The organism is Acinetobacter sp. CY81, from assembly GCF_059515925.1.
In genome coordinates this window covers 65,883-82,088 of the sequence record NZ_JCAKNC010000007.1, presented here as the reverse complement: position 1 = coordinate 82,088, position 16,206 = coordinate 65,883, and the positions used below count along the sequence as shown (strand labels likewise).

Genomic DNA, 16,206 nt, shown 5'->3' with positions numbered 1-16,206 from the left:
TTGAAAATTTATGAATTTATGTTTCTTAAAACACTGGCGGTGTATAGGTTAAAGTACGTCCGAGTATCCAGAGTAAGAATAAAACTAATGGGATATGGAAAACTAGTTGAGTCACAGTAAAGCCGATCACATCTTTAGCTTTGAGTTTAAGAATCCCTAACATTGGCAACATAAAGAAAGGGTTAATTAAATTGGGAAGGGCTTCAGCAGCATTGTAAATCTGCACAGACCATCCAAGATGTACTTTCAGATCATTGGCTGCTTGCATGACATAAGGTGCTTCAATAATCCACTTTCCACCACCTGATGGAATAAAGAAGCCTAAAATGGCAGAATAAATTCCCATCACAATCGCAAAGGTTTCTTTAGACGCGATTGATACAAAAAATTCAGCAATATAATGCGACAGTGAAAGATCAGCACTGTTCATGGCATTGGTCATGATGAAAGCAATACTACCGTAAAGTGGAAATTGAATTAAAACACCTGAAACGGCTGGAACGGCTTTAGACACGGCATTCAAGAAATTGCGCGGTGTGCCGTGTAGAGCGATACCTAACATCAAGAAAATAAAGTTATACGTATTTAAACTTGAAATCGCAATGATTGGATTACTTTTTCCGAATTCATTAAACATCCATAACAAACCTAATACAACGATAAGTATGCTTAGAAGTGGTGAATTCTCTAACCATTCACCCGGTCTTTTTTTAGTTTCGGTGTTCGTAATTGGTTTATCTTCATCCAGCTCAATGTCAAACTGATCCATGGTTTTAATACTGTTACCTTTAGGTGCAGACCAATAACAGATTGCAATAGAGGCAACGATCAAAACAGCGGTCATGATCATAGATTGAGGCAGAAAAATGGTCTCAGTGAATGGAATCACACCGGTTAAGTTGTAAATCGGCTCAGGCAAGCTGGCTTTATTGGCTTGCAGTTGTGCTGCAGAAGAGCTAATCCCCAAAGCCCAAGTCGCGCCCATCCCAATAATCGCGGCTGCGGCGGCAGCGCGATAGTCCATATTTAGTTCTTTACGTTTTGCCAAGGCAATAACGAGTAATGCTGTTAGCACGGTACTCATCGCCCAGTTAATCAGAGAAATGAGCAGACTGACCGTCGCTACCAAGACAATTGCATTTCGCCCAGAGTTGGGAATTCGTGCCATTTTTTGAATGAGAATTTCAACTGGTTTTGAAACAGATACCACATATCCCACGATAATCAACATACACATTTGCATGGTAAATGGGATCAAGCTCCAAAAGCCATTACCAAAGGAGTTTGCGACATCTTGAACAGGTGCACCAATTCCAATGGCTGCAATTGCAACGATAACGACACCAAGTAGTGCGAAGATATAAGAATCTGGAAACCATTTTTCAGCCCAGTTACTGACACTTAATGCAAATCTTTGCAATATATTTTGAGAATTATCCATAATTCTGTCCTTATTTTAGAGTTGGCTTTTACTTAATGAGTTGTTTCCTTACTTCATTTTTAAAATAGATTTTTAAAACGGCTTTAGTGAATTAATTTTTTGATTAAAGTGAGCCTGAAATATTGTATGGAAAGAATCCAAAATTCAAAAAATCAGGCTAAAAATACTACGAGCTATGTCATATTAATCTGTCAACACATTAAGCTTGGATTAAAGGCACACCAGTGACTTTTTGAATTTCATCAAAAGTGACATCTTTAGCAAGTTCAACCAATTTGACACCTTCAGGAGTAATATCAACCACACCTAAATCGGTAATCACACGGTGAACCACGCCTTTACCTGTCAGTGGTAGGGCGCATTTGTCTACAATTTTAGGCGTACCATCTTTAGCTGAATGTTCCATCAGAACAACGACTTTTTGTACACCTGCAACCAAATCCATTGCACCGCCCATACCTTTAACCTTTTTACCTGGAATCATCCAGTTCGCAAGATCACCTGATTGAGAGACTTCCATTGCCCCTAAAATTGCAATATTCACATGACCACCACGGATCATGGCAAATGAGTCTGCACTGGAAAAAAATGAAGCTCCTTTACGTGCGGTCACCGTTTGTTTGCCTGCATTAATTAAATCTGCATCGACTGTATCAGCCGTTGGAAATTCACCAATGCCCAATAAGCCATTTTCAGACTGAAGCCAAACATTGATATGTTCAGGAATATAGTTCGCAACCAGTGTGGGCAGTCCAATCCCTAAATTGACATAAAACCCATCTTCAAGCTCTAAAGCTGCGCGTTGCGCCATTTCATTGCGTGTCCAAGCCATGGTTTAAGCCTCCGCCTTTAAAGTCATTTGTTCGATACGTTTTTCAGGGGCTGTATTTAATACAATACGGTTGATATAAATACCTGGTAAATGAATTGAATCTGGGTCTAATTCACCAATTTCAACAATTTCTTCCACTTCAGCAATGCTAATTTTTCCTGCCATGGCACAGACAGGATTGAAGTTTTGTGCCGTTTTACGGAAAATCAAATTACCCGCTTTATCTGCTTTGTAAGCTTTTACTAATGCAATATCTGCGGTGAGTGATTCTTCTAAAATGTATTCTTTGCCATGATATTCACGGACTTCTTTACCTTCAGCAATCAGCGTTCCAACGCCTGTTTGTGTATAGAAAGCAGGGATACCTGCGCCACCTGCACGTAGTTTTTCTGCCAATGTCCCTTGGGGGGTTAATTCGACTTCAAGTTCACCATTTAAAAACTGACGTTCAAACTCTTTGTTTTCGCCGACATAAGAGGCGATCATTTTTTTGATTTGTTTAGTTTCAAGCAATAAACCTAGTCCAAAACCATCTACGCCTGCATTATTTGAAATACAGGTTAAATCTTTTGCGCCAGTTTCTTTTAAGGCTGTAATTAAGGCTTCAGGAATACCGCATAAACCGAAGCCACCAACAGCAAGGGTATGTCCGTCCTGAACAATGCCTTTGAGTGCTGCTTCAGCAGATTCATATACTTTATTGGTCATTAAACACCTCATTCTCAATCATTGAGTACGTTTTGAGTTTTAGCCAAATACCTTTTCAGCATTCGGTGTTGATTTAGATTTTTAAAATTCTCTTACTGACCTTTTATTAATTTTGAAAATAGAATAAAGGTCAGTTTTTTATTTACTTATTAAGCTAAGCACAACGTGTTTGCCAATATGCATTGGCGTAGTTTGATGGATTCTGACGCTGTAATATTTGGCTAATGTTTTGAGAAGCTTGCATCAGTGCATTTAGATCAATGCCAGTTTCATACCCCATTTTTGAGAGTAAATAGAATAGATCTTCAGTGGATACATTGCCGGAAGCACCTTTTGCATAAGGACAACCGCCCAGGCCTGCAATCGATGAATCAAAAATTCGAATGCCTTGTTGGAGTGACTGATAAATATTTGCAATCGCCATGCCGTAGGTATTGTGAAAATGTCCAGCTAGAAATTGTGGTTCAACATGTTGTAGACATGCATCCCATACTTTCTCGACTCGATCTGGGGTTGCAGTCCCAATGGTTTCACCCAATGATACTTCGTAACACCCTAAATCAATCAGTTTGGAAGTTACTTCAGCGACCTTTTGTGGGTCTATCGCACCTTCATAAGGACAATCAACAATACACGACACATAGCCTCGCACTTTAATGTCATGCTGTTTTGCCTGCTGTAGTACATCTGCAAACTTTTCAAAGCTTTCTTCTATCGAACAGTTGATATTCTTTTGAGTAAAGCTTTCAGAAGCCGCTGTAAAGACCGCAACTTCATTACAACCCACAGCCAAAGCTGATTCAAAACCTTTTAAATTTGGTGTCAGTAAACTGAATTGAATCTCAGGATCTTGAGGCAATTGGCTATAGAGCACATCGCTATCTGCCATTTGTGGTACCCACTTGGCAGAAACACAAGAACCCACTTCAATATTTTTTAGACCTGTTTTCATCAAGTCTAAAATCAGATTTCTACGATCATCCAGAGTTAATGGTGTCTTTTCATTTTGCAGTCCATCACGTGGACCGACTTCAACGATTTTGACAAAATTGGAATTGCTTTGAACTTGATTATTAGAGAAGGTACTCATGCAACCTCCTCAAGCGCTTGAAACTCGACCAGTTCATCACCAGCTTTGACTTGATCACCTTTTTGGAAATAAGAGGCAATCACTACACCATCAAACGGCGCTCGAATGGCATATTCCATTTTCATGGCTTCAAGGGTGAGTAACACCTCATCTTTTTTCACGCTTTGATTGGCGGTCACAAAGACTTGGGTAATGGCACCAGGCATCGGCGCTTTCAGGTTGCCTTCAGAACCCGCTGAATCTTCAGCACTATAATTATTTTTGATGTAGTGAAATGCATAAGTTTTACCATTTTTGAAAATGGTTAAAGCATCTTTAGACTGACTAAATGCCAATTTATCCTTTTTACCTTGTAACTCAACCGCAACTAAATTTTTATTGAGTATTTCACCACTTAATTCAATCTTTTCACCATTTATATCCGCGGTAAAACAGGGCTGACCTAAAGTTCCATTATTTGAAGTTAATCGAATGCAAATATCTTGATCTACCAATTTAAACTTGATTGGATAACTACTTTTTACATTGCTACGCCAAAGCGGATCTGCTTGCCATACTGGATTCTTCGCTACTTTATTTTGGCTGGAACGGAGTAATAATTCAGTCAGCGCTGCGGATGCGATCAATTCATTAGACGTCTGCTGTAGTGTATTAAATAAATAATTTTCTTCACGTTGAATCAGATTGGTATCCAAATTTGCATGAGTGAAGGATTCACTTGCCACCAAACGATCTAAAAATGCGATGTTATTGCCTAAACCTTCCACATGGAATTGGCTCAGAGCATTATGCATTTGCACCAATGCGGCTTTACGGTTTTCACCCCAAACGATCAATTTTGCAATCATCGGATCATAGAAAGTGGTGATTTCATCACCCTCTACAATTCCGCTATCAACACGGACAAAATCATTCTGGGCTGGGTAGTGGAGATAGTTGATTTTACCAATAGCAGGCATAAAACCTTTTTCAGGCTCCTCTGCGTATACACGCGCTTCAAGGGCATGACCATGAATCTGAAGCTCGTGCTGTTGCTTCGGTAATGGCTCACCAAAAGCGACACGAAGTTGCCATTCGACTAAATCTTGTCCTGTGATCATTTCAGTCACGGGATGTTCAACTTGAAGACGCGTATTCATTTCCATGAAGTAAGCCGTACCGTCTTGCTCAACAATGAATTCAACTGTTCCAGCGCCGACATAATCGACCGCACGTGCAGCATTGATGGCTGCTTCACGCATCGCTTCAAGTTTTGCTTCCTGCATTTTTGGCGCAGGTGCTTCTTCTAAAACCTTTTGATGACGGCGTTGAACTGAACAATCACGCTCAAATAAATGTACATAATTGCCGTGCTTGTCGCCAAAAACTTGCACTTCAATATGACGTGGATTCATCACATAGCGTTCAATCAGTACATCATCATTGCCAAAGCTAGATTTTGCTTCACTTTTGCATGATGCTAATGCACTTAAGAAATCTTCACTACGTTCAACCAAACGCATCCCTTTACCACCGCCACCCGCAGAGGCTTTAATTAAAACAGGGTAGCCAATATCATCGGCTTGCTGTTTTAAAAAATCTGCATCTTGATTGGTGCCGTGATAACCCGGTGTTAAAGGCACACCTGCTTTTTCCATCAGTGCTTTAGACGTCGCTTTTAAACCCATCGCTAAAATCGCAGCGACAGGAGGCCCGATAAAGGTGATGTTGTTCTTTTCACAGGCCTCAGCAAATTTGTCATTTTCAGATAAAAAACCATAACCTGGATGAATCGCTTCAGCACCTGTATCTAAAGCGGCTTGAATAATACGATCCGCTTGCAAATAACTTTGTGAAGCAGGAGATTCACCAATATAAATCGCTTCATCAGCGAGTTTGACGTGCTGCGAGTTTGTATCAGCATCTGAATACACGGCAACAGTCGCTATTCCAAGTTTTTTTGCACTGCGAATGACACGACAAGCAATTTCACCACGATTCGCAATTAAAATTTTATTAAACATAATCAATATCCTTATTCTTTTTGATGCTTTTAATCCGCGGTTTTAATCCAATCTGGACTTTGCTTATTTAAAAATGCAGTCAATCCATTTTTAGCCTCAGCACCTTGGCGTACATGGGCAATATGTTTTGCCGTTTCAAGTAATAATGCTTCGGTGAGTTCTTGTCGATCAACCAATTGAATAAGTTGTTTAGAGGACGCTTGAGCTTCAGGACCACCGAGTAAAAGGGCTTGAACAATCGCATCAACTTTTGCATCTAAATCTTCAGCAGAACTAACTTCATGTACTAAGCCAATATTTTGAGCTTGTTCTGCATTAATACGTTCAGCAGTTAAGAAATAGCGTGAAGCCTGACGTGCGCCAATCGCACGAATCACATAAGGACTAATCGTAGACGGGGCTAAACCCAAACGAACTTCTGAGGTTGCAAATTTAGCATCAACACTTGCCACACAAATATCACAGGCTGAAGCTAATCCCATACCACCACCAAAAGCGATGCCATGCACACGGGCAATCGTGGGTTGTTTTAACGTCGCTAAACTTTGCATCATTTTTGCCAGTTTAAGCGCATCAGCTTCATTGTCTTGCTTAGATGCTTGACCTGCTTGTTTCATCCAATTCAGGTCTGCACCCGCAGAGAAACTTTTACCACGTCCCGCCAAAATCACCACACGAACATCATCTCGTGTATTGAGTGTGGTGAAACAATTATTAAGCTCTTCAATCACTTGCGTATTAAAAGCATTATGTAGTTCTGCACGGTTTAGCCAAACCGTTGCGACTTGGTTATTTTGTTCGAGTTCTAAATATTGATAGTTCATCTTTTTCTCCAATTCCCAATGTCTAATGTTCAGTGCTTACATGCGGAACACGCCGAACTTGGTCGGTTGAATTGGCGCATTCATCGCGGCAGCTAAACTTAAGCCCAAGACATGTCGAGATTGAGCAGGATCAATTACACCATCATCCCAAAGGCGAGAAGAGGCATAATACGGATGACCTTGTTTCTCAAATTGATCTCTAAAAGGCTGTTTGAATTGATCTTCGTCGTCGTTTGACCAAGCTTCACCACGCCCTTCGATTTGATCGCGTTTTAAAGTCGATAAAACACTTGCCGCTTGCTCCCCACCCATCACTGAAATTCGTGAATTCGGCCAAGTCCATAGGAAACGTGGAGAGTAAGCTCGACCACACATGCCGTAGTTACCTGCACCGAAAGAACCACCGACCACTAATGTCAGCTTAGGTACATTAGCCGTTGCTACAGCCATCACCAATTTCGCACCATTTTTGGCGATGCCTTCATTTTCATACTGACGACCAACCATAAATCCGGTGATATTTTGGATGAAAATTAACGGAATATTTCGTTGCGTACACAGCTCAATAAAATGAGCACCTTTTTGAGCAGATTCTGAAAATAAAATTCCGTTGTTGGCAATAATGCCGACTGGCATACCATATAACGTGGCAAAACCTGTGATGAGTGTCGTACCAAAACGTGCTTTAAACTCGTCTAAACGTGAGCCATCTACAATGCGAGCAATCACTTCTCGAATATCAAAAGGTTTACGTGAATCGCTTGGAATCACACCATATAGTTCTTTAGCATCGTAGAGTGGTTCTTCAATGGCTTGTAATGGTGGATTGGGTTTGATATTCAGGTTCTTTACGATGTTACGAGCGATTGCAATCGCATGTTCATCATTTTCAGCCAAATGATCGGCCACACCTGAAAGGCGGGTATGTACATCGCCACCACCTAAATCTTCAGAACTAACCACTTCTCCTGTAGCCGCTTTCACTAGTGGTGGGCCACCCAAAAAGATTGTGCCTTGGTTACGCACAATGATGGTTTCATCTGACATGGCAGGAACATATGCTCCACCTGCGGTACAGCTTCCCATCACGACGGCAATTTGAGCAATACCCATACTCGACATACGTGCTTGGTTATAGAAAATACGTCCAAAATGGTCCCGATCTGGGAATACTTCATCTTGCATCGGCAAGAAAGCACCGCCTGAATCCACCATATAGATACACGGTAAATGATTTTGTTCAGCAATTTCTTGAGCACGCAAATGCTTCTTAACGGTAAGAGGGTAGTATGTTCCACCTTTCACCGTTGCATCATTGGCGACAATCATGCAGGTGACACCATGCACTTGACCAATACCTGCAACTACACCTGCCGCTGGTACATCATCCGGATACACTTGATAAGCTGCCAATTGACCAATCTCTAGAAATGCGGTCCCTGCATCAATGAGTTGATCAATACGTTCACGTGGTAATAATTTTCCACGATCAAGATGTTTTTGGCGTGCTTTTTCACCACCACCCAAAGCGATGGTTTGTGCTTTCTGTGTGAGGTCATCAACCAAGCTAAGCATTGCTGCCTGATTGATTTTAAAGTCTTCCGATCGAACATTTATTTTGCTTTGGATTTCGTTCATCTAGTACATCCTTGTATTACTATCTTCTAAGCTATCCATGCATGTTTAGTCATACATGCTGATCAATGCTTGGTTATTTTTCTTTCTTATTTGGTTTCATTAAACAATTCACGACCAATCAGCATGCGGCGAATTTCTGATGTGCCTGCGCCAATCTCGTAGAGTTTTGCATCACGCCATAAACGACCTGTGTCATAGTCATTGATATAACCATTACCACCTAAGGTTTGAATGGCTTCGCCTGCCATCCATGTTGCTTTTTCAGCAGAGTAGAGGATGGCACTGGCTGCATCTTTACGTAAACCACGGTCATGATCTGCTTTGTCGCAAGCTGCACCAATAGCATAAACCAGCGCTTTACTTGCCAACCAAGTGGAATACATATCTGCAATTTTGCCTTGCATTAGTTGGAATTCACCTAAGCATTGACCAAACTGTTTACGCTCATGAATGTAAGGAATCACTGCATCTAAGCAAGCATCCATAATGCCAAGCGGACCACCACTTAGTACCGCACGTTCATAATCCAAACCACTCATGAGAACTTTAGTACCGTTGCCAACACCACCCATTACGTTTTCTTTTGGCACTTTGACATTGTCAAAAAACAACGGATAAGTGTTCGAACCTCGCATACCGAGTTTGTCTAAATGACTACCATGGCTAAAGCCTTCCATGTCTTTTTCGATCAGGAATGCAGTCATGCCTTTAGCCCCTGCATTTAAATCTGTTTTTGCATAAACCACGAGGACATCTGCATCACCACCGTTGGTGATCCACATTTTTGAACCATTTAAAACAAAATGATCACCTTGATCTTCAGCTTTGAGTTTCATACTCACGACATCAGAGCCTGCATTCGGCTCAGACATTGCAAGTGCGCCAACGTATTCACCTGAAATGAGTTTAGGCAAGTATTTCTGTTTTTGTTCTTCAGAGCCATTGCGATTAATTTGATTGATACAAAGGTTAGAGTGCGCACCATAAGACAGACCAATAGAAGCAGAAGCACGCGAAATTTCTTGCATCACAATAATATGCGCTAAGTAACCTAAGTTTAGACCACCGTATTCTTCACTGACGGTTAAGCCCATGAGTCCCATATCACCAAACTTTTTCCATAAATGTGCAGGGAATAAATTATCTTTATCTACTTGAGCTGCAATCGGCGCGATTTCTTTTGCACAAAAAGCAGCAACTGAATCGCGTAGTGCAATTAAAGTTTCATCCAGTCCAAAGTCGATGCTATGTAAATTCATTTTTTTCATCCTAAAAATTCTATTTTTTATTCCATCAAAAGCAATTTCACTCTGCTTTAAACATACCATACATATATTTTATAAAAAAGTGAATTAAAATTCACAAAATGATTTATAATTCATTTTAGTTGATTAGGTACACGATTATGAGCTATAAAAGATCATCTTTAATGCAAGAAAGAATGATGCAGAATAGGCAATCAATATTGCATTCTGCACGTGATCTGATTGCGATTGGTGGTTTCAAAGAAGCGCAAGTTCAGGCTATAGCTGAGAAATCAGGGGTTTCAAGTGGTTTGGTCTATCGTTATTTTGAAAATAAAAATCAGATTTTGATTGAAGTATTGTCCAATGCAATTACGCATGAGATTGATATTTTAAACACCATTGCAAAAAGTGAACTGGAAAGTGTCGAAAAATTGCATAAAGCGGTGAAGACATTTGTAAAGCGTGCTTTAAATAGCCCGCAGTTGTCTTATTCACTGATGTTTGAACCGATAGATGCGGTACTAGAACATGAGCGTTTCCGTAGTAAACAATTGATCAAGGAATCGATCAAAGAGATTCTCGCTGAAGGAAAAACAAATGGCGATTTTGTGTTTGAAGATTTGAATACAGCAGCATTATGTGTCGTTGGTGCAATGACTTTTGTTGTGATTGAACCTTTAAATCCATCGCGCAATGTTATTTTTGATGAGAATTATAAAGGTTATTTCGTAAAGCAAATTGCTGATTTTTGTGTAAATGCAGTTCAAATGAAGGAGGGAGCCTAAGCTGAGTAATCTTGCACAAAAGGAAGTGCTTTAAAAGAATAATTGCTATTCGCTTTAGTATAAATAGTTCAATGAATTGGATGTAGAACGATAGAATTAAAAAAGAATCAAGGAGTGTGATTCAATGACGCAGGTACGATTAAGTTATGCCTATGGCACCAGCCAGCAACCCTTACTGGGCATGACCATAGGCGATAAATTTGATCAAGCATGTTTACAATATGCAGATCAAGATGCAGTAATCAGTGTGCATCAAAATGTACGACTCAGTTATAAGCAGTTACAAGTTAAGGTGAATGCATTTGCCTGTAGCTTGATTCAGCTGGGTTTAAATAAAGGTGATCGCTTAGGGATATGGTCGCCGAACTGTGTGGAATGGACGATTAGTCAATTCGCTGCATTCAAAGCAGGGATTATTTTAGTCAATTTAAATCCTTCTTATAAAAGCAGTGAACTTGAATTTGTGCTGAATAAAGTTTCATGTAAGGCATTGATCATTGCATCTAGTTTTAAGACCACGGATTATCAAGAAATTTTGACTAAAATTGCGCCTGAAATTCAAAATGCGCATGATAAAGTTTTAAGTGCTCAAAATTTACCGCATTTAAAATCTGTCATTAAAATTGATGATCAAGAGCAAGTTGGTTTTCATCGTTTTTCAGATCTCATGCCTGAACCCAATGCTGAACAATTAGCGCAACTCGAAGCGATTGCAGCAGATTTACAATTTGATGAAACCATTAATATTCAGTTCACTTCAGGTACCACAGGCAACCCTAAAGGTACGATGCTGACACATAACAACATCCTAAATAATGGATATTTTGTGGGCGAAGCAATTCATCTAACACCGCAAGATCGCGTGTGTATTTCTGTGCCATTATTCCATTGCTTTGGTATGGTGATGGGAAATCTAGCCTGTATCACCCATGGTTCGACTATGGTTTATCCGGCGGGTGTGTTTAATCCTTTAGAAAGCCTGAAAACCATTGAAGCTGAAAAATGCACAGCTGCATACGGCGTACCGACCATGTTTATTGCAATGCTTGAACATGAGCAATTTGATCAATTTGATTTAAGTAGCCTTAGAACAGGAATCATGGCAGGCAGTCCATGTCCACGCGAAATTATGCAAAGGGTCATCGATCGTATGCATATGCGCGATATTACGATTTGCTACGGTATGACCGAAACTTCTCCAGTAAGTGCACAGAGTTCTACAGCAGATTCTTTAGAACAGCGAGTCAGTACTGTCGGGCGTGTTCATCCTCATATTGAAATCAAAATTGTAGATGAGCAAGGTAAAGTTGTACCACGTGGTAAATTGGGTGAGCTGTGTGTTCGTGGCTATTCGGTCATGCTTGGCTATTGGGAAGAAGAAGAAAAAACCCGCGAAGTGGTTGATGTTGCAAAATGGATGCATACAGGTGATATTGCTGAAATGGATGAACATGGATTTATTAAGATCAAAGGTCGTATTAAAGACGTGGTTATTCGTGGTGGTGAAAATCTATTCCCGAAAGAAATTGAAGACTTCCTCTATAAGCATCCAGATGTCATGGATGTACAAGTGATAGGCTTGCCTGATCGCCGTTATGGTGAAGAATTATGTGCATGTATTATTTTACAAGAAGGTCATACTGTCACTGACGAATGCATTCGAAACTACTGTAAAGAACATATTTCACATAATAAAGTACCAAAATATGTGCGATTCTTTACTGAGTTCCCAATGACGGCATCGGGTAAGGCGCAAAAGTTTAAGCTACAAGAATTCATGCGCGAAGAGTTGAATCTTCAAGATGAAATGGCATAAATCTTTAACTTAAATTCTGTAATCAATGCCAAATTCAATTGAGTTTGGCATTTTCATTTGGGGACTGAATACTTTTGAAATCATAGATGTTTTAGAAATTTAAATATTACTTCGTTAGCGTTTTTTGTATGATCAAAGCATCCTCAACGATTGTAAGTACGATGAGACTTAAATGAATATTAAAGAGCCGAACTATTGGTATGGTTATGATAATTTTAAAAAAAATATTCCAATAGAACTAGAGGATATTGAAGTTCCTTTAACGTTAGAAGACAAATATGAGTTAAATCATAATTGGTCCTTCTTAAGGATGAATGCTGATTATATTGAGTTGATTGATCAATATTATGCAAGATTAGGAAAAGGCTTTAGTCTATTCGTGATGTGTAGTCCTATGTTGGTTGTAATGATTATTTTGTTAATTCATACAATATTGAATCCATTTTCTGATACAGGGAGAGGTTTTCACATTTTTTTTGTAATAATGGTTTCTTGTGGATTAATGCTTCCTTTATTTGGTTTTTTAAGACCATTATTTAAATATGATAAAGGAAAACCGATTTGCCGACCTATTATTTTTAATCGCAATACCCAAAAAGTTTATTTTTATATCAACGAACAAGAATATGTAGAAAAACATTGGTTGGATGTGACCTATGCTTTAGGCACATCACAAGGTTTAGGTGGTATGCCTATATATGAACTTAGAGCGCATATTATTGAAGATGGTATTTTAAAAGATACTTTTTAATTGGATTTCCCAAGATTGGCAATGGTGCTTCATTGGGATTATGGAGCTTTATTTGTCACTATATGCAACATGGGATGGATGAACTTAAGCCAAAACCACATCCAATGTATGGGACGATTGATCCACTCAAACAACTCACTTTTTGCCAACGTTTAGAAGGGTCTAAAGAAAGCATAAAAGATACTTGGATGTCCTTTCGATGTGTGTATTTTAACAACCCATTGCCAAGTTATTTTTCCTTTCCATTTGATGTGTGCTGTTTAATTGCGAGAAGAATTCAGCTTCGATTCAAATCATTACCCCAATGGCATGCAGAAGTTGTACAAGCCAATGAAATGAACAAAATAAGACCTGAAGAAATTAGCTATAAAGATAATTATGAGTTCAAAGAGTTTGAGATTAAGGATAAAAAATAAGTAAAATATTTTGGAAATTTAACAGTTTAGTTACAAGGAGTAAGGTGATGGCTAAGGACTTTAATCATCCAAAAGTCGTGGAAAAATACGATGAACATATTCGATGTCTCATCCCGGGTTATGAATTGGTACATCTACAAATACAATCGATTTTAAAAGTAAAGCTTTCACCTCATGCAAAAATTTTGATTGCTGGGTGTGGTACAGGCTATGAACTTCAATATTTATTAAAGACATTTCCCGAAGCTAACTTTGTCGCATTTGATCCTTCTGAGGAAATGATTCATAAAGCCAAGGCACGTATAAAAAACAATGATTTAGAGAGGGTTGAATTTATTATTGGTGATTCAAGTGTTTTGCAAAGCCATTCACAGCAATATGATGTGGCTTTAGCAATTTTGGTGTCGCATTTTTTAGATGCATCGCAAAAGAAAAAATATTTCAAAGATATTCAGCAATCCTTGAATTTCCACGGTTTTCTGATGAGTTTTGATCTGATGCAATTTAAAGATCAACAGCAAATTTTACAATTGAAATATCTCACTGAAAGTTTAGGTCTAAGTGAAAAGCAAAGCCAAATGATGGTTGAACGCTTGGAAGATGATTTTGAATTAATTAGCATTCAAGACATGCAACAGTTGTTACGAAATTGTGGATTTAATTCAACCGAATGTTTTACTCAAATTTCAAATTTCTATGGTGTTATGGTATATGGTAAAGGTATTTAATAATTTTTAAGTATTTAAAATCAAATTGCTTAAATCTTTCTATTTCATTATTTTATATAAAGAATGCTCATAATTTTATATTGTTTTTTTACAAATGTTTATATATCTAAAATGAAAAAAGATTATGATAAAACCATAGATTTATGAATATAAAAGGGAAGATCATGTCTACAGATCCACAATTTCCAAGTACAGAAAATTTAGGTATTGCTGTTTATTCAAATAATGCAGAAGCAATTGGTAATACGCCTTTAGTACGTATTAATCGACTCATCACCGGTGGCGCAACAGTCCTTGCCAAAATCGAAAGTCGTAATCCTGCATTCTCAGTGAAAGACCGTATAGGCGCAGCGTTGATTGCAGATGCTGAGAAAAGTGGAAAACTTAAAAAAGGCATGCACATTGTAGAACCTACTAGCGGTAATACAGGGATTGCATTGGCCTTTGTTGCTGCGGCCAAAGGTTATGACATTACTTTAACTATGCCTGCGAGTATGAGTATTGAGCGCCGTAAAGTGCTAAAAGCTTTAGGTGCAAATTTAGTATTGACTGAACCTGCGAAAGGAATGAAAGGTGCTGTGGAAGAAGCAGTACGTTTAGCCACTGAAAATCCAGAGCTTTATTATTTACCACAACAGTTTGAAAACCCAGCCAACCCGAAAATTCACGAAGAAACCACTGGGCCTGAAATCTTTGCTGCGACAGGCGGTAAAGTCGATATTTTAGTGGCTGGCGTAGGTACAGGCGGTACGATTTCAGGTATTTCACGCTATTTTGAAAAAGTTAAAAATCAGCCGATTTACTCTGTAGCGGTCGAACCTGCTGATTCGCCAATCATTGGACAAACTAAACGTGGTGAAACATTAACGCCTGGTCCGCATAAAATTCAGGGGATTGGTGCGAACTTCATTCCAGCTAATCTTGATTTAGATTTAGTCGATGAAGTAATTGCGATTGAGAACCAAGAAGCAATTGATACTGCGCGTTTATCTGCGACTCAAGAAGGCATTTTTGTGGGTATTTCAAGCGGTGCAGCACTGGCAGCTGCGAAGAAGCTCGCTGAACGACCTGAAAATGCAGGTAAAACCATTGTGGTCATCTTGCCTGACGCTGGGGAGCGTTACTTATCATCTGTGCTGTTTGAAGATATTTCAGCAGACTAAAAGTTGAATTATTTAGAAACCGACTCAATAGAGTCGGTTTTTTTGTTTAAATATTCTGCTAGATTACGATCCTAATGAATTCGATAGTCATTAGCATTTTGAGATATTTTATTTTCTGATCATAATTTTGATTGATAGAATCATTGATTTTAGATAACTTAACTCATACCACTGTATAGCGGTTTTGAAATTAGGTTTGTTTGGTCTTATATTTGATAAATAGATATTCTGTGTCCTTTAAAGAGAGAAACATATGAAATGGAGTGATTTATCAGAGGTAAATTGCCCAATAGCTCGTAGTTTGTCAATTTTTGGCGATCGTTGGACATTACTGATCATTCGAAATGCTTTTATGCATACATCACGTTTTGATGAGTTTCAAAATCAACTGGGGATGACTCGACATTTACTCGCAGAACGCCTAAACCGTTTAGTTGAGCATAATATTATCGAAAAAAAACCTTATCAGGTTTCTCCCACTCGATATGAATATAAGCTGACTGAACGTGGTCTAGCTTTATATCCAATACTGTTATCCTTTACAAAATGGGGCAATGATTGGATGAATGAGGAACAAACACATCCTCATGTTCAATATATTCATAAAAGTTGCGGCAAGGTCGCAGATTTAATCATGACATGTCAATGTTGTGGTGAGCCACTCACACGTAAAAATACTTCTCCTGATTTAGGTTAAAAAATTAAAGTGAATGGGTAGTCATCTTTTTTTACTATATAAGTTCTAAAAAGGAACTTAAGATGCT

The 16,206-nt window shown here is 38.9% G+C and carries 15 protein-coding genes; 7 read left to right on the top strand and 8 right to left on the bottom strand.

The features are described from left to right. Nucleotides 1-25: 25 nt before the first annotated feature. From AC5YDM_RS09785 to AC5YDM_RS09750, 8 genes are all read right to left on the bottom strand, one after another. Nucleotides 26-1,441 (bottom strand): short-chain fatty acid transporter, encoded by a 1,416-nt coding sequence (locus AC5YDM_RS09785; protein WP_496151924.1) that lies wholly within the window; start codon nt 1,439-1,441, stop codon nt 26-28. A gap of 199 nt (nt 1,442-1,640) precedes the next feature. Continuing rightward, nucleotides 1,641-2,273, bottom strand: a complete 633-nt coding sequence (locus AC5YDM_RS09780) for a CoA transferase subunit B (RefSeq protein WP_496151923.1) — start codon at nt 2,271-2,273, stop codon at nt 1,641-1,643. A 3-nt stretch (nt 2,274-2,276) separates the two neighbouring features. Next, complete coding sequence (locus AC5YDM_RS09775; protein ID WP_496151922.1) at nt 2,277-2,981, bottom strand: CoA transferase subunit A; 705 nt, start codon at nt 2,979-2,981, stop codon at nt 2,277-2,279. A gap of 154 nt (nt 2,982-3,135) precedes the next feature. Then, nucleotides 3,136-4,071 carry a hydroxymethylglutaryl-CoA lyase gene (locus AC5YDM_RS09770; protein WP_496151921.1) on the bottom strand — a complete coding sequence of 312 codons (936 nt, stop codon included), beginning with the start codon at nt 4,069-4,071 and terminating at the stop codon, nt 3,136-3,138. Further along, entirely contained in the window at nt 4,068-6,074 is a 2,007-nt protein-coding gene (locus AC5YDM_RS09765) for an acetyl/propionyl/methylcrotonyl-CoA carboxylase subunit alpha (protein ID WP_496151920.1), read from the bottom strand. Before AC5YDM_RS09765 ends, AC5YDM_RS09770 begins: the two co-directional genes overlap by 4 nt. Before the next feature lie 29 nt (nt 6,075-6,103). Then, complete coding sequence (locus tag AC5YDM_RS09760) at nt 6,104-6,898, bottom strand: enoyl-CoA hydratase/isomerase family protein (protein WP_496151919.1); 795 nt, start codon at nt 6,896-6,898, stop codon at nt 6,104-6,106. Nucleotides 6,899-6,934: 36 nt separating this feature from the next. Then, the gene (locus AC5YDM_RS09755) at nt 6,935-8,536 is read right to left on the bottom strand and encodes a carboxyl transferase domain-containing protein (RefSeq protein ID WP_496151918.1); all 1,602 of its coding nucleotides are present in this window, start codon (nt 8,534-8,536) and stop codon (nt 6,935-6,937) included. An 86-nt stretch (nt 8,537-8,622) separates the two neighbouring features. Next, nucleotides 8,623-9,795, bottom strand: a complete 1,173-nt coding sequence (locus AC5YDM_RS09750) for an isovaleryl-CoA dehydrogenase (RefSeq protein WP_496151917.1) — start codon at nt 9,793-9,795, stop codon at nt 8,623-8,625. A gap of 146 nt (nt 9,796-9,941) precedes the next feature. Here AC5YDM_RS09750 and AC5YDM_RS09745 point away from each other — a divergent pair, with 146 nt between their 5' ends. The 7 genes from AC5YDM_RS09745 to AC5YDM_RS09715 all read left to right on the top strand — a co-directional run bounded on the left by AC5YDM_RS09745 (nt 9,942) and on the right by AC5YDM_RS09715 (nt 16,139). Continuing rightward, entirely contained in the window at nt 9,942-10,568 is a 627-nt protein-coding gene (locus AC5YDM_RS09745; RefSeq protein ID WP_496151916.1) for a TetR/AcrR family transcriptional regulator, read from the top strand. A gap of 124 nt (nt 10,569-10,692) precedes the next feature. Further along, the gene (locus AC5YDM_RS09740; RefSeq protein WP_496151915.1) at nt 10,693-12,384 is read left to right on the top strand and encodes an AMP-binding protein; all 1,692 of its coding nucleotides are present in this window, start codon (nt 10,693-10,695) and stop codon (nt 12,382-12,384) included. Between the two features lie 172 nt (nt 12,385-12,556). Beyond that, entirely contained in the window at nt 12,557-13,135 is a 579-nt protein-coding gene (locus AC5YDM_RS09735; RefSeq protein WP_496151914.1) for a hypothetical protein, read from the top strand. A gap of 74 nt (nt 13,136-13,209) precedes the next feature. Further along, the gene (locus AC5YDM_RS09730) at nt 13,210-13,551 is read left to right on the top strand and encodes a hypothetical protein (protein WP_496151913.1); all 342 of its coding nucleotides are present in this window, start codon (nt 13,210-13,212) and stop codon (nt 13,549-13,551) included. A 47-nt stretch (nt 13,552-13,598) separates the two neighbouring features. Beyond that, nucleotides 13,599-14,279, top strand: coding sequence for a class I SAM-dependent methyltransferase (locus tag AC5YDM_RS09725; protein WP_496151912.1), 681 nt, complete (start codon nt 13,599-13,601; stop codon nt 14,277-14,279). Nucleotides 14,280-14,443: 164 nt separating this feature from the next. Continuing rightward, on the top strand, nt 14,444-15,442 hold the full coding sequence (cysK, locus tag AC5YDM_RS09720; protein WP_496151911.1) for a cysteine synthase A: 999 nt from the start codon (nt 14,444-14,446) through the stop codon (nt 15,440-15,442). A 253-nt stretch (nt 15,443-15,695) separates the two neighbouring features. Then, nucleotides 15,696-16,139: a winged helix-turn-helix transcriptional regulator gene (locus AC5YDM_RS09715; RefSeq protein ID WP_496151910.1), complete on the top strand. Its 444-nt coding sequence runs from the start codon at nt 15,696-15,698 to the stop codon at nt 16,137-16,139. Nucleotides 16,140-16,206 lie beyond the last annotated feature (67 nt).

Coding starts and splice junctions, on each gene's coding strand:
- AC5YDM_RS09785 (WP_496151924.1), bottom strand. CDS start 1,441: ATGGATAATTCTCAAAATATATTGCAAAGATTTGCATTAAGTGTCAGT.
- AC5YDM_RS09780 (WP_496151923.1), bottom strand. CDS start 2,273: ATGGCTTGGACACGCAATGAAATGGCGCAACGCGCAGCTTTAGAGCTT.
- AC5YDM_RS09775 (WP_496151922.1), bottom strand. CDS start 2,981: ATGACCAATAAAGTATATGAATCTGCTGAAGCAGCACTCAAAGGCATT.
- AC5YDM_RS09770 (WP_496151921.1), bottom strand. CDS start 4,071: ATGAGTACCTTCTCTAATAATCAAGTTCAAAGCAATTCCAATTTTGTC.
- AC5YDM_RS09765 (WP_496151920.1), bottom strand. CDS start 6,074: ATGTTTAATAAAATTTTAATTGCGAATCGTGGTGAAATTGCTTGTCGT.
- AC5YDM_RS09760 (WP_496151919.1), bottom strand. CDS start 6,898: ATGAACTATCAATATTTAGAACTCGAACAAAATAACCAAGTCGCAACG.
- AC5YDM_RS09755 (WP_496151918.1), bottom strand. CDS start 8,536: ATGAACGAAATCCAAAGCAAAATAAATGTTCGATCGGAAGACTTTAAA.
- AC5YDM_RS09750 (WP_496151917.1), bottom strand. CDS start 9,795: ATGAATTTACATAGCATCGACTTTGGACTGGATGAAACTTTAATTGCA.
- AC5YDM_RS09745 (WP_496151916.1), top strand. CDS start 9,942: ATGAGCTATAAAAGATCATCTTTAATGCAAGAAAGAATGATGCAGAAT.
- AC5YDM_RS09740 (WP_496151915.1), top strand. CDS start 10,693: ATGACGCAGGTACGATTAAGTTATGCCTATGGCACCAGCCAGCAACCC.
- AC5YDM_RS09735 (WP_496151914.1), top strand. CDS start 12,557: ATGAATATTAAAGAGCCGAACTATTGGTATGGTTATGATAATTTTAAA.
- AC5YDM_RS09730 (WP_496151913.1), top strand. CDS start 13,210: ATGGATGAACTTAAGCCAAAACCACATCCAATGTATGGGACGATTGAT.
- AC5YDM_RS09725 (WP_496151912.1), top strand. CDS start 13,599: ATGGCTAAGGACTTTAATCATCCAAAAGTCGTGGAAAAATACGATGAA.
- cysK (WP_496151911.1), top strand. CDS start 14,444: ATGTCTACAGATCCACAATTTCCAAGTACAGAAAATTTAGGTATTGCT.
- AC5YDM_RS09715 (WP_496151910.1), top strand. CDS start 15,696: ATGAAATGGAGTGATTTATCAGAGGTAAATTGCCCAATAGCTCGTAGT.